The sequence below is a fragment of the Aestuariivivens sediminis genome (genome assembly GCF_022662105.1).
GTDB classification, from domain to species: domain Bacteria; phylum Bacteroidota; class Bacteroidia; order Flavobacteriales; family Flavobacteriaceae; genus Aestuariivivens; species Aestuariivivens sediminis.
Genome location: NZ_JAKMCP010000003.1, coordinates 479,462 through 498,628, shown reverse-complemented (window position 1 = coordinate 498,628; position 19,167 = coordinate 479,462). Strand labels below are relative to the sequence as shown.

The window sequence follows — 19,167 nt, the reverse complement described above, 5'->3', positions numbered from 1 at the left end:
CCTACAGAAGATGGAGAATATCATGTTGAGGTTAAAAGTAAACTAACAGATTGTTTTTGCACATTTAAAACAAGAGTTGTGTTGAGTCCACCACCGGAAATTATGGTTGAAACAATTTTTTATCCTTTAATTGAGGAAAACACCCTAAAAGTTAACGTATCAGGTATTGGTATTCAAGATTTTGAATATAGATTGGATCAAAACCCTTGGCAAAAAAGCAACCTATTTAGTAATGTAAGCAAAGGAGAGCATCTCATAACCGTAAGAAACTTAGCAGGATGTGGTGTTAGCAGTATAAGAAAAATAGTTATGGACTATCCCAGGTATTTTACACCTAACGGCGATGGATATAATGATACCTGGAATATTTCAGGTCTTGACAATCAACCTAATGCTTGTGTCAATATATTTAATCGTTATGGTAAGTTAATCAAACAGTTTAATCCAAGCAGGGAGAGATGGGATGGTACTGTCAAGGGTGTTCCTCTGCCTGCAGATGATTATTGGTTTACCCTGAACTATATAGAGCCAAAAAACGGAGAAATAAAATCCTTTAAATCCCATTTCACTTTAAAAAGATGAAGCTATGAAAGAACTGAATAAGTTCAAATTGGAACTCTTTCTATTGGTGTTTTATACAATCATTTGTTTCGGCTTGTATTGGTGGCTAGCTTAAATAATGAAATAGACAAATAATAGCAGAATATGAAAAGCAGAAATAAGTTTCTATTAGTTATTCTTTTATATAAGGTTTTAATGGTAATTTGTATACTCCTGGTCCTAATTATAATTCTAAATTAAAAGTACGGCTTGAATTACCTTAATTCAAGCTAATATTTCCTACCTGTAAGCCTTGTTTTTTACACCTTTTAAACTTTTATTAGAATATTGATAAACAGTAAGTGAGTCTCGTTTTAGATACATTTTCAGATAATGTGTTTCAACACGTTTAAATAGTTACTAAACCAACTTATCATGAAAAAAGCAATTACATTTTTAGTAATTTTAGGCGTGGCAATAGGTTATACCCAAAACGTTACATTAATTAGACTTTAGAATTAGTAGAAGGGTATTATCAATTATTTTAAAATAACAGTGGACCACCATAATCCCAAAACTATTAGGTCTAGAGTTAATCGTTATTTCATCCAAAGACATTTTAAGAAGCTGTCTATCGATCTAAAATCTAGAGTGATTGGCGGATTAACAAATTAAGGTAGCATGTTACGAAAAAGGAATAACTTGTATTTAAGACTCTAAATGTTGACATAATATCAATTTTTCTATATGAAATGTCTTAATTTTATCCAATGATTTTAATTTAAATACGGTAAACACTTCCTCTCAATGGTGGAGAATTGAATGTTTACAAAATTACACAGAACATGTTAAACAGAGAAGAATTAAAACGATACTCCAGGCATATATTATTGTCGGAAGTCGGAATGGAAGGACAGAAAAGGCTAAAAAAGGCATCGGTTTTGGTAGTAGGTCTCGGAGGATTGGGTTCTCCACTCGCCATGTATTTGGCTGCTTCGGGCGTAGGTACTTTAGGATTGGTTGATTTTGATGTGGTAGAAACCTCTAATCTCCAGCGACAAATTATTCATGGTAACTCCTCCATAGGACAGCTAAAAATAGAATCAGCCCTACAGACCCTTAAGGATATTAATCCGGATGTTCATGTAGTTTTACATCATGTTGCACTACATTCGAGCAATGCAAAGGATATTATTAAAGATTATGATATTGTGGCTGATGGGACTGACAATTTTCAAACACGATATTTGGTCAACGATACTTGTGTGTTATTGGGGAAACCCAATGTCTATGCATCGGTTTATAAGTTTGAAGGTCAAGCCAGTATATTTGCGACAAATGATGGGCCTTGTTACAGATGTTTATACCCTAGTCCACCCGGGGCAGGAACAGTACCGTCGTGTTCTGAAGTAGGTGTTTTGGGCGTTTTGCCGGGAATCATGGGAACGGTTCAGGCCACTGAAGTGATTAAACTAATTTTGGATAAAGGAAAGCCTTTAATCGGACGTTTATTAGTATACAATGCTTTGGACATGCGCTTTTCGGAAATTCGTTTACATAAAAATCCAAATTGTGAGATATGTGGGGAGCACCCAACCATTAAAGAACTCATTGATTATGATGTTTTTTGCGGCGTAAAAAAAGACGAATCAAAAATTTCACATTCAACCATTGATCCTCAAGACAATAAAGAAATACAACCTCAAAGTTTGTTGCATTTAATAAGGAAGGATGAAGTTTTTTTATTGGATGTTAGAGAACCCCATGAATATGAAATCGCCAGGATTGAGGGGTCTGAATTAATACCCTTACAACAAATTTCAAAAAACTTGAATAAGTTACCTAAAAATAAATCCATAGTTGTAATATGTCATCTTGGTAGCAGAAGTAAAGCAGTGGTTGACTATCTCCATAGTAATGGGTTTGATAACGTTTATAACCTTCAAGGGGGTATCGACAGGTATGCTTTGGAAATCGATGGTATAATGGAAAGATATTAATTTTACTTCAATTAACATAGTTGTATGCATTAAGGCCCCTATCGATCTCATTCATCCTTTATGGCAGCATGATAAATTCGAAATAGCCAGATATTTTATTACCATGATTAATTATGTTAAATTCATGCGGTGTAATCCCCTTAAGCGAAACACCTGTAGATAAAATATGGGGGAATCAATCATTTAAAAAAGTTCGACCATAATTCAATACAATAATTTTTTTATTTTGAGATCTATGGAATTTGGGTTTCAGCGGGTGTGTTTAAAAAATGTAAGTTTTAAGTTAAAAATGTTATACCATTACCGTCGCTGAAACACCTTGTTGTTAGACAATGACAAAAATCATATTTTAATATTGGTTCGTGTCGGAACTTTGTACCAATAAAAGACAATATTATGGGATCTATAAAAAATAAAAGCACATTAGCTTGTTTTCTGGTTGCTGTTTTCTACATCAGTTTCAGTTTTGGTCAGGTATTTAAATTAGATGCGGGCAACTCATCATTAAAAGTTTTTGGTACGTCCAGTTTACACGATTGGCATATCCAAACCGATTCCTATAATGGAACGGTGTCATTTACAAGTTTGGAAGACTTCAACTTGGATAAATTGCAGGTTAATATTGTAACCGAGACGCTTAAAAGTGGTAAGAAGTCCATGGACAAAAATACCTACAAAGCCTTGAAGACGGATAAATTCCCAAAAATCACATTCCACTTAACACAAGTCAAGGGCGTTAAATCTCTGGGAGAAAATAGGTATATAGCAGATACATCTGGGGATCTTTTTATTTCCGGAACCAAAAGGAATATTTCATTACAACTTAAGGCCGAGGTAAATGGCAACACCATTAAATTGATAGGTGAGAAAACCTTTCTGATGACAGATTTTAATGTTGACCCACCAACAGCTTTACTTGGAACCATTACAACCGGAGATGAAATTACAATAAAATTCGAATCAATATTTAAACAATAACAATTAATAACTATAAAATAGTAAAATCATGAGATCAATATTTAGAAAAGTAATATTACTGGCAGTAGTATTTATGGGGTTGAGCTTTTATGCTCAGAACAGAAGCCTAGATAATTATCGGGAACCCGATAAAAACGGCATAAACGTCTTTGAAGCACCTAAGGATACCGTAAGTACCTTTGAAGGCGTAAAGGTTAGAATAGGTGGGTCATCGACATTACAATACCAATCCTTAGACCATGATAGTGGTTGGATGGCTACGACCGATGAAGATAGCCCATGGTTTGATGTTACTCCTTTGGCAGAGATTGGATCAAACTTTAATTTAGCCACAGCCAACCTGGATTTGGATGTCGCATTAGCAAAGGGTGTTAGGATGCATTTACGCACCTATTTATCCTCCAGACACCACCCAGAACCCTATGTAAAAGGGGGGTATTTTCAAATTGATAATTTGGATTTTATCAGTGAAGGACTTTTAGAGGACTTTATGAAACATGCCACCATTAAGATAGGACACATGGAAAACAACTATGGTGACGCGCATTTTAGAAGAAGTGATAATGCCCAAACCATATTTAACCCATTTGTTGGTAACCTAATTATGGATGCTTTTACGACCGAGGTAGGAGCAGAATTATACTATCAGTGTGACAGTGGTTTATTGGGAATGATTGGTTTTGCAAATGGTAAATTAAACCAATCAACAGAGAATCCTATAAGCAGAAATACCGGTCAATACACCAGTGATAAGACCGGAGGCGCATCATTCCTGGCTAAACTGGGGTATGATAAACAAATTAACGACGATTTTAGATTCAGATTAACAGGGTCATTGTATAACACGGGTTATGTTCCAAGTTTATATTTGTACTCAGCAGATAGAGCAGGATCAAGATATTATCATGTTATGGAACCTGTAGGTTCTTCAGGCTTTAGATCAGGACGTTTTTCACCCAGTTTTAGAAATAGTGTTACGGCTATCATGATAAATCCATTCTTGAAATACAATGGACTAGAATTCTTTGGTACTTTTGAAACGGTTTCAGGCAAGTCTACCGGAGATAGTGATAGTAGAAATGTAACACAGTTAGCCGGTGAGGTGATTTACAGATTCGGTCAATCAGAAAATTTCTACTTGGGAGCACGTTATAACAACGTAGATTCTGAGGAAACCAGTGGTGACGTAAGTATTGATAGACGCCAAATAGGAGCTGGGTGGTTTATGACCAAGAACGTTTTAATGAAATTAGAATATGTTGATCAAAATTATCATGGGTATGCTCCAGGCTCATTACTTAACAACGGTGAATTTAATGGCCTTATGCTAGAGGCAGCCATTAGCTTCTAAGATAAGAATGCATTTAAAAGAGGATGATTTGAGTTAAACAGATCCCCGATTCCGATAATACTTTGGGATTGGGGATGTTGTTAAAAGGGCTGCGATTAATGACTAAATAAAGGATTCAAAAGGAATTGAAATTTTAATTCATTCATTTTTCTTATATTACCTAAACGTAAGAGCTTATAGTTCATAAATTATGTAATAATTTTTAATACGTTAAGTGCCGTGAAAAAGATTTTATTTATTGGGTTAATGCTCAGTTTGTTGGCATTTGCAACAAGTGATGCTGTATTTGAAAGAACTTCGGTAATTGTAACGTCCGAGAGTTCCTTAGAGGTTAGTGGTAAAACCAACATCAATAGGTTTACCTGTGGTTTCGATGTGAATAAACTTAAAAATCCGATTGAGGTAATTTATTATCTTAAGGATAATAAAATGGTTTTTAACAAAACGGTATTGGTCTTGGAAAATGAATGTTTTGATTGTGGAGGGAAAGCCCTGAATAATGATCTTCAAAAAATATTAAAAACCAATCAGTATCCTCAAATTACGCTATTTTTAAATGAAATTAGTGAACTAGAGGCGCATTCCGATAATATTTTGGCAAATATAGATATCACCATTGCCGGCATTAATAAAAACTATAAAGTGCCTTTAACATTTAAAAAGGATAAGGGCATGCTCATTATGGGAGATCTAACTTTAAGTATGCAGGATTATAATTTGGAGGCCCCTAAAAAACTATTTGGATTAGTTACCGTACAGGATGAAATTACAATTGATTTTCAATTGGCCGTAAGAGAAAATTAAGTATTAAAAGATGTATGCAAAAAAGGTCTTCAAATTATTGAAGACCTTTTTCATTTTTATTTGGTTGGTTTTTGATATGTCGCTATTTTTTCCTTATACTACCGGAAGAGTTGTCCTTTTTATCAACATGTTCCGGGTTCCCGTAATAATTTATATCACCCCCACTTGTAGCTCTTGCAGTAAGTTCCTTGGAGGTGTTTATCGTAATATCTGCCCCACTAGTGGCTTTTACCTCGCTGGATTGGGCAAACAATTCCCCGGCTTTAATATCGCTTCCACTGGTTGCTTCTGCAATTAAAGTATTGGTGTTTCCGGATAATTTCAAATCACTGCCACTGGTAGCCTCACAATGCAAGGTCTGGGTGTTAACATCTAACTTCATATCACTGCCGCTGGTTGTTCTTAAATTCAATTGGTTAGCAGTAATGGTATTTGTAGAATACACATCACTTCCACTTGTGGCAATGATTTGGGAAATAGTCTTAAAACCTACTAATATTTTTTTGGCTTTGCAGGATCCAATATTCTCCTTGGTATGAATTTTTAATACACCATCTTCAATATCTGTTAAAATAAGATTGTGGAGGTTCTCATCGGCTTCTACAACAATACTTTCATTATCGCTTTGGGTTAAATAAACATCCAAACCCTCCGTCGCCTTAATCGTAGAGAAATTTCCATTGATCATACGCTCTTTTACAACCACATTTCCATTACCGCGAACTCCCATACCAAAATTGAAATCGAAATTGCAGGAGAAAAGGGTTAAACTCATGAGGGTTGATACTATGATTTTGATTAAAGTTGTCATAACTGTTCGTTTTTAATTGATGATTAATTTTGATTAAATGTCTGATGAAAGACCGGGAAAAAGTAATTTTTATATCTGAGCTGTTATTTTCCGAGGACGAAATGTTATTCGTTAGTTGATTTTACGGAAAGCCCGTCTTTATCCAAATCGACTTTAACAGATTCGGTGCTGCCTTTAATAGCATGACGCTTTATGGAAAGGCTAGAACTATCAACTTTGACTTCCATTCCTTCATCATTTATTTTTAAGCTGGAGTCGTCATCTCTAATATCAACATCTACGTCAAATCCTTCTTCTACCGGACAATCCAAACATTCAATATCACTATCAAGAATTTTCAAATAATGATTGACATCCCCGGATGTTACAATGGTGTTATTATATCTGCTAAAATGCAATATAGATTTCGTGCTTTTACTAAAATTAACAATAGTACCTTCCGGTAAATACAGTATAACAGTAACTTCCTGATCACTAAATTTGTTTTTGGGATCGGTCGTTAGATAAGATCCAAGTTGTATTTCGTTATCACCGATACTATACTTGTAGTTAATATTTTTTGCCCGCGCAATAGCTTTTTCATAACTTCTGCCATCTGCATTTTTATCTATTATTAGTTTACCTATGGAATCTGTTGTTGACCGCACTATTAAGGTAATATCTGATGAATAAATGGTTTTTTCACCATTTTCATTTTGTCCGGTTCGAAATCCATGGTGGTATCTAAAATTGGAGGTATTGTAAAAATCATTGGATAACATTTTAACATTTAGAGTATCCGAAGTTTTTATGGTTATTTCATGCTTTTCCAATACGGATTCGTCGAAAGCATGTTCACTGGCCTGCCGAATACCGGTCACAACCAAACCAATGATTGCCATTAACCAAACACCCAACAATGTAAATTTTGCAATTTTTCCAATGGATTTCAGGTTGTTAATCAAAATTTTTAACCCTAAATAGAACAGGAAAAAGAAGGGGATTCCTATGGCAAAAAAGGTCAATAGTGAAATAAGCCAAATAGGTGTTTCACCAGTATTAAGAATATCTACCAAATCCAAACCGGGAATATGAATAATATCTACAACGCCTAAAGAAAACAACCCTATAACGAGTCCAATGAGCGTGGAGGCACCAATAAGCATTAAAAGAATACCAACAAACTTGGCGAATATCTTGAAAAAGAACAGTATAACTTCACCCAGGGTGTCGAAAAATGTCCTTGAAGACGATTTTATGGAGTTAGCCTGTTTTTTAACATCAACTTTTTTGGCAGCATCCGATACATTTTTAGCGACATCAGAAACGGATTCAGACACATTTTTAGCGACATCTTCTATAGTATCCGATACATTTTCAAAGCCATCCTTGATTTTTTTTTCAATATTACTAATGTTGACGGGCTCACCCGTCATCATTAGTTTTTCAGCGGTCGTTTTTGCTTCAGGAACTAAAACCCAAAATAGAATATAAATAAATATAAACGTACCACCAGATCCTAAGGTCAGCAGGATCCACAATAGTCTTATCCATACGGCATCGATACCTAAATAGTGACCTAACCCGGAAGATACACCACTTATATAAGAATTGTCTGTATCTCTAAATAATTTTTTCGACGGAGATGAAGGTCTTTTGGAAGTCGTCTTCGGCCCATCTTCAAAAATTTCGTCGTCAACCAGATAGTCTTCGGGTTGTCCCATAATGGCAATGATTTCGTCGACTTCTTTTATACGTACAACTTGTTTATCGTGTTGCATGCGTTCACTAAAAAGTTCAGCAATGCGTGCTTCTATGTCGGCGATAATTTCAGAACGTCCTTGAGAGTCCGTAAATGAACGTTTTATAGCCTCAAGATAGCGCTGTAATTTTAAGTATGCATCCTCATCGATATGAAAAAATATACCTGCTAAATTTATGTTGACTGTTTTATTCATTTTTTTGTTGTTTTTTGTCTTGTTACTATATTTACTGCATTTTGTAGTTCTCCCCAAGTATTATCAAGTTCTTTAAGGAAAAGTTTGCCCGTTTCGGTTAACCCGTAATATTTTCTTGGAGGTCCGGATGTAGATTCTTCCCATCTGTAATTTAAGAGTCCTGCGTTTTTAAGCCGTGTTAGCAGTGGATAAATGGTTCCCTCTACTACAAGCAACTTAGCGTTCTTCAGGGTATCTAAGATTTCTGCTACGTAGGCATCTTCGTCCTTTAAGACCGATAGTATGCAGAATTCCAGAACCCCTTTGCGCATTTGTGCTTTTGTGTTTTCTATCTTCATGTTCTAAAGCGTTTAAATAAGGTGAAACTGTTCATTTTTTGATTGATTATTGATGATGAAATGTGTAACGTCTATTTTAAAAAATTAATGGTCAGGGGATAGTTGTACAGGTCGCCATTTCTTGCTTTAAGACTGGCCCTTATGATCAGTGCAAGTTCCACAATAAATGCAAGGATCATTATAACGCCAAGACCGCCACCAATATACAGTAGGGGCGAAGGCTTCCCAATATTGATATGAAAATCATGAAAACCGTTAAATTCCATAAAATCCAATCCACCGAGTATTTTGAATACAAAGAGAGGAATGGTAATCGTACCAATAATAATGGCATAAAGCAAAATGCTAATTTGAAAATTTAGAGCCTGTTTACCATGATGATCAATGAATTCTGATTTATCTTTATTGCTAATCCATAAAATTAAAGGGCCTATAAAATTTCCAAAGGGAATTATAAACCTGCTAAAAGTAGATAAATGGATAAATGTTGCAATATTTTTTTGGTGATTATCTAACATGATTTTAAAACATATAATAGTTTCTTATGCAAATATATATCTAAAAGAAGGTATTATGCAATACACAGTACTAAAATTTAACATTAATTTAACATTTACGGCTATTGATTTATTTTTTAATTTAGGCTGTATTTAAACCATTACTAAATGAAATTAACACCCAGACAACTAAATCTGTTCATGTTTTTAAAGTTGCCATCGGCTTATCTATGCGGGGTTCGAACGGCGTTTATTGATGCCCGGTCATGTGAAGTGAGCGTTAGGCATCGATGGATAAATCAAAATCCATTTAAATCCATGTATTGGGCAGTGCAAGGAATGGCAGCCGAATTTTCTACCGGAGCCTTGATTACAGGTAAAATTAAGGAAAGCGGAACAAGGATGTCTATGTTAGTTACCTCCAATAAGGCAACGTTTACAAAAAAAGCAACAGGTAAAATTACATTTACTTGCCAAGATGGGAGTCTGGTGGACGAGGCCTTAAATAAAGCAATACATGGTGGAGAAGGGGAAACCATTTGGATGACTGCCACGGGCGTTAATGAAGCGGGGTTGGAAGTATCGACATTTAAATTTGAATGGAGCATAAAAGTTAAAAAATAGATCCGCAAATTAAGATTTAAAAAAAAAGAGGTAATAGGTATCAGCATAAACGAGTTCAAAACTTAAAATTTCAGAATGGTAAATGGAATTTTTTAAGACATGGTGTAACAAAAGCTAAATGGAATCAACAAATAAACGAATCAAAACCATAAAAAAATGACTGCACACGAAATAGATTATCGAATCTACGGAGAAGAAATGCAATACGTAGAAATTGAACTGGATCCACAGGAGGCCATTGTTGCCGAGGCTGGTAGTTTTATGATGATGGATGATGGCATTAAAATGGAAACCATTTTTGGAGATGGATCCCAACAAAATTCCGGGTTTTTAGGTAAAATTTTAGGTGCTGGAAAACGGATTCTTACAGGAGAAAGCCTTTTCATGACAGCATTCTATAACATATTGTCAGGTAAACGTAAAGTTTCCTTTGCTTCTCCATATCCCGGTAAAATAATTCCAATAGACCTGACCCAGTATGGGGGTAAATTTATTTGTCAAAAAGACGCTTTTTTATGTGCCGCTAAAGGGGTTAGTATTGGCATCGAATTTTCTAAACGACTGGGACGTGGACTTTTTGGAGGGGAAGGTTTTATAATGCAAAAACTGGAAGGCGATGGTATGGCATTCGTTCATGCGGGAGGCACCATGGCTAAAAAAATATTACGATCGGGTGAAACCTTGCGCGTGGATACAGGATGTATTGTTGGTTTTACCCAGGATATGGATTATGATATTGAATTTATAGGGGGTATTAAAAACACAATATTTGGAGGTGAAGGGCTGTTTTTTGCGAAATTGCAAGGGCCTGGAGAAGTCTATATTCAATCTTTGCCATTTAGTCGATTGGCCGGAAGAGTATTGGCTTCAGCACCCAGAGGAGGCGGTAAAGATAAAGGAGAAGGTAGTATTTTGGGAGGTTTAGGTGATTTGTTGGACGGTGACAATAGATTTTAATATGTTAAAAAATTTAAATTTTGATGGGCGTTTCCAATTTTTTGTTAAATTTAGATGTTAAATTTTAAAAATTCTGGCCTATCGTATACCTTTACTTTTTCAAACCAAATACTTAATATTAATTATGGCAAGAGCAATGCTTGAGTATACCAAAACGGTACTTAATAAAGTCAGTTTTGATGTTACATTGTTTTGCAAGGAAGTACAAAAGGCTTTAACACGGTTGTTACCTTATGAGATTGAGGAGCTCAAAGTGTTTATTCAGTCCTTGGTACAGCAAAACCCAGAATTAAATCAATGTTTAATCTATTTAAAACCATAGGGAAAAGAGCGACTTTAAGTCGCTCTTTTACATTTTGGATAGAGGACTAATTATTTTTACATTCTGGAAGGCAATGGCACCTCTAATGATGCCGGATATGACATCCTGTAAGGCTTCAATAATTTGTATTTTTAGTTCACTCTTGTGATAGATGAGACTTACCTCCCTAGCAGGAGTGGGTTCATTAAAGTAGTGAATGTTCTCTTTGTCCTTTTCATTGATGTCCAACGTGTGTAAATACGGGAGTAAAGTCATGCCAAGTCCTTCATTGGAGAGTTTTATTAAGGTTTCAATACTTCCACTTTCCAACTGAAATTTATCGTCGGGATTATTCTTAAAAACTTTACACAGGTTGATAACTCCATCCCGAAAACAATGCCCGTCTTCCAATAAAAGCATGTCATTAATATCCAGATCTTCAACATTTATTTTTTTGTTTAAATGTAGCCTATGGCTTTTGGGAATGTAACTTACAAAGGGTTCAAAATAAAGTACCCGTTCTTTAATGTCTTCTTCCTCGAGTGGCGTGGCAGCAATAGCCGCATCCAAATGCCCATCTTTTATTTTGTTTATTATTTCTTCGGTGGTTAATTCTTCGATTATGAGCTTAACCTTAGGGTGTTTTTTAATAAAGTTTTTTAAGAACATGGGTAATAAGGTAGGCATGACTGTCGGTATGATACCTAACTTAAATTCACCTCCAACAAACCCTTTTTGCTGGTCTACGATATCTTGAATACGATACGATTCATTAACGATATTTCTTGCTTGGGTAACAATTTTTCTTCCAATTTCAGTGAGTTCTATGGGTTTTTTGGTACGATCAAAAATTTGAACATCCAATTGATCCTCAAGTTTTTGTATTTGCATGCTCAAAGTGGGCTGCGTCACAAAACATTTTTCGGCTGCTTTGGTGAAATTTTGGTTTTCAGCAACCGCCAGGACATAGTACAATTGTGTAATGGTCATAATCTATTGATTTAGGCTATAAAAATATAAAAACTATCAATAAAATTTATTAAAATAGGCGTTAATTATAAATTAAATTTGTAGTACAAAATAATATAAGAATTATAAGAATGATAAAAATGATGACACGTAATAGTATTGGTTTGGATGCCACAAAAACAGTCCAATTGGCCCGGGAATTGAATAAATTACTGGCTAATTTTCAAATATATTATCAAAATTTAAGAGGAATTCATTGGAATATACGAGGCAAACGCTTTTTCGATTTGCATGTGAAGTTTGAAGAGTTATACAATGATGCCAATTTAAAAGTTGATATGATAGCCGAACGTATATTGACCCTTGGAGAAACACCATTACATACCTTTGAAGATTATTCCGAAATCGCCCAGGTACGAGTGGGTAAAAACATTTCTGAGGATGAAAAAGCCGTTTGGTTGATTGTTGAATCCTTAACCGAACTACTTAAAATTGAACGCGATATTTTAGACAAGTCAGATGATGCCAATGATGAAGGAACCAATGCCATGATGAGTGACTTCATTACGGAGCAAGAAAAAACGGTTTGGATGATGAAAGCCTGGTTAGGTCAAACAGTTTAGATGAGTTAGTGGTTAGTTTTTATACCCGCTATATCCGTTTTATAGCGGGTATTTTTTTTGATTAAAGTAAACCACGAGCTTTAATTTCAAGGTATTTGTTTATCGTATCAATAGTAAGATCCTGCGGGGTGGTTAAAATGGATTGGATTCCGTACTTTTTTAATTCATTAACAATCAATCGTTTTTCGAATGAGAACTTTTCGGCAATAACTTTATCATAAACTTGTTGTACGGTTTCTGCTTTTTTGCTTATGAGTGCGCTTAATTCAGTATTCTTGAAGAAGATCACCACTAATAGATGACTTTTAGCAATGCCTTTCAAATAGGCCATTTGTCTGTGTAACCCATCTAATGTTTCAAAATTGGTGTATAATAATATAAGGCTTCGATGCGTAATGTTTCGTTTTATATCCGCATAAAGACGCCCAAAATCACTTTCGAAAAAATCAGTTTTAATATTGTAAAGACATTCTAATATTAAATGCATTTGCGACAATCTACGTTCTGCCACAATGCGGTTTTCTACTTTTTTTGAAAATGCAAAAAGTCCGGCTTTATCGTGCTTTTTAAGGACAACATTACTGATAACCAGGGTGGAATTTATAGCATGGTCCAATAAGGTTAGGCCATTAAAGGGCATTTTCATAACACGCCCTTTATCAATTACCGAATATACCGGTTGGGATTTTTCATCCTGAAATTGATTTACCATTAATTCGTTTTTCTTGGCGGTAGATTTCCAATTGATGGTGCGCAAATCATCCCCCAGGACATACTCCCTGATTTGCTCAAATTCCATGGTGTGACCTATTTTCCTGATTTTTTTTATTCCGTACTGGTGTAAATGGTTATTTATCGCCAATAAATCGAACTTGTGCAATTGCATAAAACTAGGGTAGGTGGGAATTGTCATATGGTCATTAAAACTAAAACGGCGTGTAATAAGCCCAAAAATGGAAGAGACGTAAATATTAAGTTTCCCAAAATGGTACTCGCCACGTGCTGTGGGGCGTAATTCATATTGTAATTCCAATAGGCTTGTCGGAGCTATTTTCCTGTCTATTTTAAAATGACGAATTTGAAATTGCTCCGGTATTTCATCAATAATCCTGGTGTATATAGGAAATGTATAAAAGTTTTCGATGGTTAGAGAGACGTGATTTGGGTCCCCGTTAGAAAATTTTTCAGGCAAGTGCCTTTCTGCTGTAAGCCCTTTTTTTGTACTAAAAAGGATGAGCATGTCCAAAACAGTGACAGTAGCCAAAACCAATAAGATCAATTTGGTGATGTTAAACCAACTGGGAAAAACAAACCCCAGGGCAAACAAGCCCATCAGGGCCATGGCCAGATAAAAAAAACGATTTTGTATATAAAGCGCCTTAAGAAGCTTCACTATTTATGTTTTGGATTTTTAATTAATGGTTTAGCAATCATACGATTTTAGCTGAAATCATTCCTGTTATCTTGGTATTTCTACCGTATCAATAATTTGACTAATAATCTGTTTTGTTGTAACACCTTCCATTTCACGTTCCGGCGTGACAATAACGCGATGTTGCAAAACGGGAATTGCAGCACGCTTAATATCCTCCGGCGTTACAAAATCACGTCCACCCATGGCAGCAAACGCCTTACTGGCTTTTAAAATGGCTATAGAGGCTCGTGGTGATGCTCCCAGGTATAAAAAGGGATTGTTTCGGGTATTAACAATAATATTGGCAATATATTTTACTAAATGGGATTCGATAATAATTTGATTTACAATATTTTGAAAATTTATGATTTTGCTGCCGCTAAGGTTTGCCGTTATTTTTTCGGTTTTGGATTCGCCATGTAAAGCCTGTTCCCGGTTAATAATTTCAATTTCTTCATCCAGTTTAGGATAATCAATATCTATTTTGAACAAAAAACGGTCCAGCTGGGCTTCCGGTAACCGATAGGTACCTTCATGTTCTATGGGGTTTTGAGTGGCCAAAACGATAAAAGGAAGATCCATATTAAATGTAAGGCCATCCATGGTGATTTGACGCTCTTCCATAACTTCAAATAAAGCGGCCTGTGTTTTAGCCGGAGCGCGGTTTATTTCATCTATAAGAATCATGTTGGAGAAAATAGGCCCTTTTTTAAATTCAAAATCCGAGGTTTTAACATTAAACACCGAAGTTCCCAAAATATCGCTAGGCATCAAATCCGGTGTGAATTGAATTCGGCTAAAGCCAATATCCAGGGATTTTGCCAATAATTTAGCTGAAATGGTTTTAGCTACCCCCGGTACACCTTCAATTAAAGCATGACCATTGGCCAAAATTGTGGCAATGAGCAAATCGATCATACTGTTTTGACCAACAATAACTTTGGTTATTTCATGCTTTATAAGAGCAATGCCCTCCTGAAGTTCACTCAAGTCTAAACGGTTTTTAAAATCTATATTTTCTTCCATATGGTTTTGAGTCATTTGGTCTGAGCTTTCTGTATGTGCTTCATTTTTGTTTTGTGATTTTTGGGAATCGTCACTGTTTAAATGTTCCATATTTATGTGGTGTAAAAATTTTCAATAGCGGTATTCAATTTAAGCAAATCATCCTCAGTGCACTGTCGATTTCCTTTTAAATTTATAATTAAAGTGATTAACTGATTTAATTTTGCCCGATCCTTTCCGGATTTAAGGCTTAAGGTCTTAATAAAGGTGTCATCTAAAACCTGTGTATCTATATAATACAGTCTTCGGACATGCTCTAAAAAATAGGTGATTTTTTTATCGATAATGGTATGGTGATCCCTGGTTTCATAATACAGGTTCCCAATGGTTTTTGTAAAGGCAATAGTGGTATTCTCCAAAGGTTTTATAACCTGTATTATGCGTTGTTTTCGCTTGGCATTGAATACCATAAACAAGGCCAGACTGATGAGTCCTAAATACCAGGACCAGCGTAATGCAGGTTCATTTAAAATGAACCGCAATGGCGAATTCCCTAAGCTATTCCCTAATTTATTTTGGGAATCGAAATAGATGTTACCCTCTTTTATATAAGATAAAATAGCCGCTGCATATTTCCTATGGTCTTCTTTTAACAAATGATAATTGGTGAACACGGCTGGTTGAAGGTGTACCAGGACATGGCCTGATCCATAACTGACCTTCACATAATTAATATGTTTCGACGTGTTGAATTTTTGATAACCCAAGACCGTGGTGTTCACGGTATCCAATGCAGAGAAATAAGAATTGCTCAATCCTTTTTCTATAGTAATGGAGTCTTTTTTAAAAACAGGGTTGGAAAGGCTAAGTTCAGCCCTACCTTTAAAATTATAGTCGTACTTCACCGTTATGTGAAGTGAGTCCAATATGTTTTGGGGTGGATAATTGGAGGCAATGAACACCTCATTGCCATGGGATGCAAAATCCAATAGTTCTTGAGATGATGCGTCGTCCATATTGGTAAACCCTTTTATTAAAAGATAAGTTCCGGCTGAGGTATAGGTGCTATCCTGCCAGTTGTACAGGGCATTAAAATATTGGTAGGGCGTAGTACGTATGGTTATGATACTATCGTTAGGAAATAAATATTTTAATTGGTCATGCAGAATATAGGTGCCGTATGGTATTTTATGCTTTTCATTATAGGTTTGTGTCCAGTTTATGGGTTTAGGTAAAGACAATTCGACAGCGGCCACACCAATAAATAGGATAAGTAAAATAACTAAATATAGTTTTACGGTCTTGTTCATTCTTTTAGTAGGCTAAGCAATTTAACAAACGCCTGTTTGGCCTTACCGAACTGAGAGTCATCAATATTAAACTCCCCGTACCATATGTAATTATAGAGATAGGAGGTATAGGCAAATCCTTCTTTAATCTCGGTTGATGCAATCTCATTGAAATAGTCACTATTGGTTTTCTCCAGGTCATATGCAATGGCTCCGGTTTCACTTAATGACTTTAAGAGCCATAGGTAGTAATATCTAATCACTAAGCGGTAGTTATTTTGATTTTCTGCATCCTGTATTAAGGCTTTGAAATCCGTTGTGTGGATATGGGTTTCAATGGTGCTTGCAGGAATTATACTTTTGTCGGATAATTTCCCAAATACCCAGGTGCCTTCTTCATTTAATATCGCTTTAACAATAAAATAAACAACCAATAGAAAAATAATAATACCGGCTATTTTTATGGCTACATTGGTTATCTCAGCAGCTTGTTCTTTATTTTTTAGATTGAAGAGGTCCCAAAATATATCTGTCAACCACTGCTTAAAACGCATCCACCAACCAGAGTTTTCCACCGTTCTCTCATAAATAAAATCATCATCGGTATAGCGATCGTTAAAATCTTCAAATTTTCTTGGAGACACCTTACCGGTGTCTATTTGCAAACTATCCCTTGTGTTTTGTTGCGGTTCAAAAGGGATAATCGCTGATTTTTCGGATACATGAGACATCCATAAAAACCCCATAAGGAAAACAATGATATGAAGGCCATAATTTTTATTCACCGGATCCTATTTGGTCAATAATGCTTTTGGCATTAATATTTTCAAGGTCTTCTTTTAAACTGTAAAAGATAATGCCCTGGTTCAATTGTACAATGGTATTTAAAAAGGCGCTTACCAAAAATGACAAAAAGAAAACCGCTAACAGTATAATGGTCATGGTTGTATCCAACTCATCATTACCGGGACCTCCTGTTTCTATGGTTGTGAATAAGCTTGCCATTCCAAATAAATAGGGAATTATATTAATCACGTTTTGTATAATATAACTTATAAGATAGAACAGGCCTACACAGCCTGCAGCGGCCCAAAACTTGGATTTTAAAAGTTCCCAGGAGTACCTGAAGCTTTCCCAGATACCTCGTTTATGCTCTAAGTATTCCATTAATGTCATAATATAAAAGAGCATGAAGGCGCCAAAGAGCAACGGAATGGCCAATAGGCCTATAATGGTAATGGCTAAAATAAAAGCTACAACAAAAAAGACAATGAGCAACGGTATACCTAAAAGCATGCTGCAAATGAGATAAATTATAAGTTTTCCTATGTTTTGTTTGTATACATTGATTATTTGTGCGGTGTTAAATGGATAACCATCATGGGCAACATATAATTTTAAGTAAATGGCAGGGAAAACATAGGATACCATCGCGGCTATAATGGCAACAAAAATGAATATGAACATTATGGCAATAAATAACCCGAGATGATCATTAATATAATTATCTAACACCGTTGTGCTTTGATTACCTCCAAGAAATCCACCAAAAACAACATTGGTGTAAAATTTGGTAAATAGATAACCAATACCTATAAGAATGAGTAAAAAAACACCATTGATGATAAAATAGTGTTTGAAAAAATGCTTTCCATTCTGATTAATAAAAGCAAAGGTATCCTGAAAAAAATCACTAAATCCTCTAGATTTATATAATTGCATGCGACTTGTTGAGTTTATGATGTACTATAAATGGGTAAATGAGATAGTAATATGAAATCATCCCAAGTGTAATTAAAATAATGCCTACAGACAGCCAATTGGGCATGATATTGGAATAGCGTGTTACATAACCCTCTAAAAATCCTGCAAGTATCGTAAATGGGAAGGTGCTAATTAAAATTTTAACACCGTCTTTGATACCGATTTTAAATGAAGTCGATCTAGAATAGGTTTTTGGAAACAAAATACTGGCGCCAAGCATGAGGCCTGCTGCCCCTTCAATGACGATGGCAAAAATCTCCATAGCACCATGTATCCAAATGCCACGTACACTTTCCCAAAACACACCCTGTTCATAAAAGAAATACTGAAAAGACCCCAGCATAATACCATTATACAGCATTACCAATCCGGTACCCAATCCTCCAAAAACACCATAAATAAAGGACTTAATACCAATGTATATGTTATTTAAAGTGATCCCAATAAAACTTCCCCAATTACTCCCGTTTTTGTAAACAGCTATAGGGTCGCCCTTATCGATATTTTCAAGGGTCATATTCACATAGTCGTCACCTAAAATTATACGCACAAAAGTATCGTCAAAGGCCGCCGATAAAGCGCCGATGGTGACAAAACCAAAAAAAATAATAAAGGCATACAGGACATACCTTCTGTATTGGTAAATTAACAGGGGGACTTCATTCTTCCAAAAACTCACAAAACGATTGGTGTCTTCGCGTTTGGTCTTGTAAATCTTTTGAAAAGCCTTGGCCGTTAAATGGTTGAGATATAAGATGGTTTTACTCTTGGGATAGTAGGTCTGTGCATAAGACAAATCGTTAACCAAATGAATATATAAAGATGCCAGTTCATCAGGATTTTTTAGAGTCCTTCCAAAAATAGCTTTTTCGAAATTTAGCCATTTTTCCTTGTTTTGTTTAATAAAGGCAACTTCTCTCATGCAAATCAAAACTAATCAAAATTATTTAATCGTAGTTTAGTCC

Annotated in this window: 20 protein-coding genes; 9 read left to right on the top strand and 11 right to left on the bottom strand. The window is 35.4% G+C overall.

Going from position 1 to position 19,167, the window contains the following annotated elements:
• Positions 1-102: 102 nt before the first annotated feature.
• From MR054_RS10255 to MR054_RS16735, 5 genes are all read left to right on the top strand, one after another.
• Entirely contained in the window at positions 103-582 is a 480-nt protein-coding gene (locus MR054_RS10255) for a T9SS type B sorting domain-containing protein (RefSeq protein ID WP_242157786.1), read from the top strand.
• 803 nt (positions 583-1,385) lie between these two features.
• Positions 1,386-2,540, top strand: coding sequence for a molybdopterin-synthase adenylyltransferase MoeB (gene moeB, locus MR054_RS10250; RefSeq protein WP_242157785.1), 1,155 nt, complete (start codon positions 1,386-1,388; stop codon positions 2,538-2,540).
• Positions 2,541-2,936: 396 nt separating this feature from the next.
• Positions 2,937-3,518: a YceI family protein gene (locus MR054_RS10245; RefSeq protein ID WP_242157784.1), complete on the top strand. Its 582-nt coding sequence runs from the start codon at positions 2,937-2,939 to the stop codon at positions 3,516-3,518.
• A gap of 28 nt (positions 3,519-3,546) precedes the next feature.
• Positions 3,547-4,869 carry a TonB-dependent receptor gene (locus MR054_RS10240; protein ID WP_242157783.1) on the top strand — a complete coding sequence of 441 codons (1,323 nt, stop codon included), beginning with the start codon at positions 3,547-3,549 and terminating at the stop codon, positions 4,867-4,869.
• A 219-nt stretch (positions 4,870-5,088) separates the two neighbouring features.
• Complete coding sequence (locus MR054_RS16735; protein ID WP_242157782.1) at positions 5,089-5,673, top strand: YceI family protein; 585 nt, start codon at positions 5,089-5,091, stop codon at positions 5,671-5,673.
• An 82-nt stretch (positions 5,674-5,755) separates the two neighbouring features.
• On the opposite strand, the gene MR054_RS10230 is transcribed toward MR054_RS16735, so the two are convergent.
• From MR054_RS10230 to MR054_RS10215, 4 genes are all read right to left on the bottom strand, one after another.
• A complete protein-coding gene (locus MR054_RS10230) occupies positions 5,756-6,484 on the bottom strand; it encodes a head GIN domain-containing protein (protein ID WP_242157781.1) in 729 nt (242 codons plus the stop codon).
• Positions 6,485-6,588: 104 nt separating this feature from the next.
• Positions 6,589-8,421, bottom strand: coding sequence for a PspC domain-containing protein (locus MR054_RS10225; RefSeq protein ID WP_242157780.1), 1,833 nt, complete (start codon positions 8,419-8,421; stop codon positions 6,589-6,591).
• Entirely contained in the window at positions 8,418-8,759 is a 342-nt protein-coding gene (locus MR054_RS10220) for a PadR family transcriptional regulator (RefSeq protein ID WP_242085228.1), read from the bottom strand. Before MR054_RS10220 ends, MR054_RS10225 begins: the two co-directional genes overlap by 4 nt.
• A gap of 71 nt (positions 8,760-8,830) precedes the next feature.
• A complete protein-coding gene (locus tag MR054_RS10215) occupies positions 8,831-9,277 on the bottom strand; it encodes a DUF4870 domain-containing protein (RefSeq protein WP_242085227.1) in 447 nt (148 codons plus the stop codon).
• A 147-nt stretch (positions 9,278-9,424) separates the two neighbouring features.
• On the opposite strand from MR054_RS10215, the gene MR054_RS10210 reads away from it, so the two are divergent.
• The 3 genes from MR054_RS10210 (at position 9,425) to MR054_RS10200 (ending at position 11,159) form a co-directional block, all read left to right on the top strand.
• Complete coding sequence (locus MR054_RS10210; RefSeq protein ID WP_242085226.1) at positions 9,425-9,880, top strand: DUF4442 domain-containing protein; 456 nt, start codon at positions 9,425-9,427, stop codon at positions 9,878-9,880.
• Between the two features lie 156 nt (positions 9,881-10,036).
• The gene (locus MR054_RS10205; RefSeq protein WP_242157779.1) at positions 10,037-10,837 is read left to right on the top strand and encodes a TIGR00266 family protein; all 801 of its coding nucleotides are present in this window, start codon (positions 10,037-10,039) and stop codon (positions 10,835-10,837) included.
• Between the two features lie 124 nt (positions 10,838-10,961).
• On the top strand, positions 10,962-11,159 hold the full coding sequence (locus tag MR054_RS10200) for a hypothetical protein (protein WP_139002358.1): 198 nt from the start codon (positions 10,962-10,964) through the stop codon (positions 11,157-11,159).
• A gap of 27 nt (positions 11,160-11,186) precedes the next feature.
• Here the strand turns inward: MR054_RS10200 and MR054_RS10195 are convergent, their stop codons facing one another.
• Entirely contained in the window at positions 11,187-12,128 is a 942-nt protein-coding gene (locus tag MR054_RS10195; protein ID WP_242085224.1) for a hydrogen peroxide-inducible genes activator, read from the bottom strand.
• 122 nt (positions 12,129-12,250) lie between these two features.
• On the opposite strand from MR054_RS10195, the gene MR054_RS10190 reads away from it, so the two are divergent.
• Positions 12,251-12,730: a Dps family protein gene (locus MR054_RS10190; protein WP_242085518.1), complete on the top strand. Its 480-nt coding sequence runs from the start codon at positions 12,251-12,253 to the stop codon at positions 12,728-12,730.
• Between the two features lie 61 nt (positions 12,731-12,791).
• Here the strand turns inward: MR054_RS10190 and MR054_RS10185 are convergent, their stop codons facing one another.
• The 6 genes from MR054_RS10185 to MR054_RS10160 all read right to left on the bottom strand — a co-directional run bounded on the left by MR054_RS10185 (position 12,792) and on the right by MR054_RS10160 (position 19,124).
• The gene (locus tag MR054_RS10185) at positions 12,792-14,123 is read right to left on the bottom strand and encodes a DUF58 domain-containing protein (RefSeq protein ID WP_420868339.1); all 1,332 of its coding nucleotides are present in this window, start codon (positions 14,121-14,123) and stop codon (positions 12,792-12,794) included.
• Between the two features lie 66 nt (positions 14,124-14,189).
• Positions 14,190-15,170 carry an AAA family ATPase gene (locus tag MR054_RS10180; protein ID WP_242085516.1) on the bottom strand — a complete coding sequence of 327 codons (981 nt, stop codon included), beginning with the start codon at positions 15,168-15,170 and terminating at the stop codon, positions 14,190-14,192.
• 92 nt (positions 15,171-15,262) lie between these two features.
• Positions 15,263-16,459: a DUF4350 domain-containing protein gene (locus MR054_RS10175; protein ID WP_242157778.1), complete on the bottom strand. Its 1,197-nt coding sequence runs from the start codon at positions 16,457-16,459 to the stop codon at positions 15,263-15,265.
• Positions 16,456-17,223, bottom strand: a complete 768-nt coding sequence (locus MR054_RS10170; RefSeq protein ID WP_242157777.1) for a DUF4129 domain-containing protein — start codon at positions 17,221-17,223, stop codon at positions 16,456-16,458. The genes MR054_RS10175 and MR054_RS10170 overlap by 4 nt, the downstream gene beginning before the upstream one ends.
• On the bottom strand, positions 17,216-18,160 hold the full coding sequence (locus tag MR054_RS10165; protein ID WP_242157776.1) for a hypothetical protein: 945 nt from the start codon (positions 18,158-18,160) through the stop codon (positions 17,216-17,218). Before MR054_RS10165 ends, MR054_RS10170 begins: the two co-directional genes overlap by 8 nt.
• Positions 18,147-19,124: a stage II sporulation protein M gene (locus MR054_RS10160; protein ID WP_242085220.1), complete on the bottom strand. Its 978-nt coding sequence runs from the start codon at positions 19,122-19,124 to the stop codon at positions 18,147-18,149. Before MR054_RS10160 ends, MR054_RS10165 begins: the two co-directional genes overlap by 14 nt.
• Positions 19,125-19,167 lie beyond the last annotated feature (43 nt).

Excerpts from the sequence above, each read along its gene's own strand:
- moeB (WP_242157785.1), top strand. The coding sequence starts at position 1,386 with ATGTTAAACAGAGAAGAATTAAAACGATACTCCAGGCATATATTATTG.
- MR054_RS10160 (WP_242085220.1), bottom strand. The coding sequence starts at position 19,124 with ATGAGAGAAGTTGCCTTTATTAAACAAAACAAGGAAAAATGGCTAAAT.
- MR054_RS10210 (WP_242085226.1), top strand. The coding sequence starts at position 9,425 with ATGAAATTAACACCCAGACAACTAAATCTGTTCATGTTTTTAAAGTTG.
- MR054_RS10190 (WP_242085518.1), top strand. The coding sequence starts at position 12,251 with ATGACACGTAATAGTATTGGTTTGGATGCCACAAAAACAGTCCAATTG.
- MR054_RS10165 (WP_242157776.1), bottom strand. The coding sequence starts at position 18,160 with ATGCAATTATATAAATCTAGAGGATTTAGTGATTTTTTTCAGGATACC.
- MR054_RS10215 (WP_242085227.1), bottom strand. The coding sequence starts at position 9,277 with ATGTTAGATAATCACCAAAAAAATATTGCAACATTTATCCATTTATCT.
- MR054_RS10225 (WP_242157780.1), bottom strand. The coding sequence starts at position 8,421 with ATGAATAAAACAGTCAACATAAATTTAGCAGGTATATTTTTTCATATC.
- MR054_RS10220 (WP_242085228.1), bottom strand. The coding sequence starts at position 8,759 with ATGAAGATAGAAAACACAAAAGCACAAATGCGCAAAGGGGTTCTGGAA.
- MR054_RS10230 (WP_242157781.1), bottom strand. The coding sequence starts at position 6,484 with ATGACAACTTTAATCAAAATCATAGTATCAACCCTCATGAGTTTAACC.
- MR054_RS10175 (WP_242157778.1), bottom strand. The coding sequence starts at position 16,459 with ATGAACAAGACCGTAAAACTATATTTAGTTATTTTACTTATCCTATTT.
- MR054_RS10255 (WP_242157786.1), top strand. The coding sequence starts at position 103 with ATGGTTGAAACAATTTTTTATCCTTTAATTGAGGAAAACACCCTAAAA.
- MR054_RS10200 (WP_139002358.1), top strand. The coding sequence starts at position 10,962 with ATGGCAAGAGCAATGCTTGAGTATACCAAAACGGTACTTAATAAAGTC.
- MR054_RS10205 (WP_242157779.1), top strand. The coding sequence starts at position 10,037 with ATGACTGCACACGAAATAGATTATCGAATCTACGGAGAAGAAATGCAA.
- MR054_RS10180 (WP_242085516.1), bottom strand. The coding sequence starts at position 15,170 with ATGGAAGAAAATATAGATTTTAAAAACCGTTTAGACTTGAGTGAACTT.
- MR054_RS10245 (WP_242157784.1), top strand. The coding sequence starts at position 2,937 with ATGGGATCTATAAAAAATAAAAGCACATTAGCTTGTTTTCTGGTTGCT.
- MR054_RS10195 (WP_242085224.1), bottom strand. The coding sequence starts at position 12,128 with ATGACCATTACACAATTGTACTATGTCCTGGCGGTTGCTGAAAACCAA.
- MR054_RS10240 (WP_242157783.1), top strand. The coding sequence starts at position 3,547 with ATGAGATCAATATTTAGAAAAGTAATATTACTGGCAGTAGTATTTATG.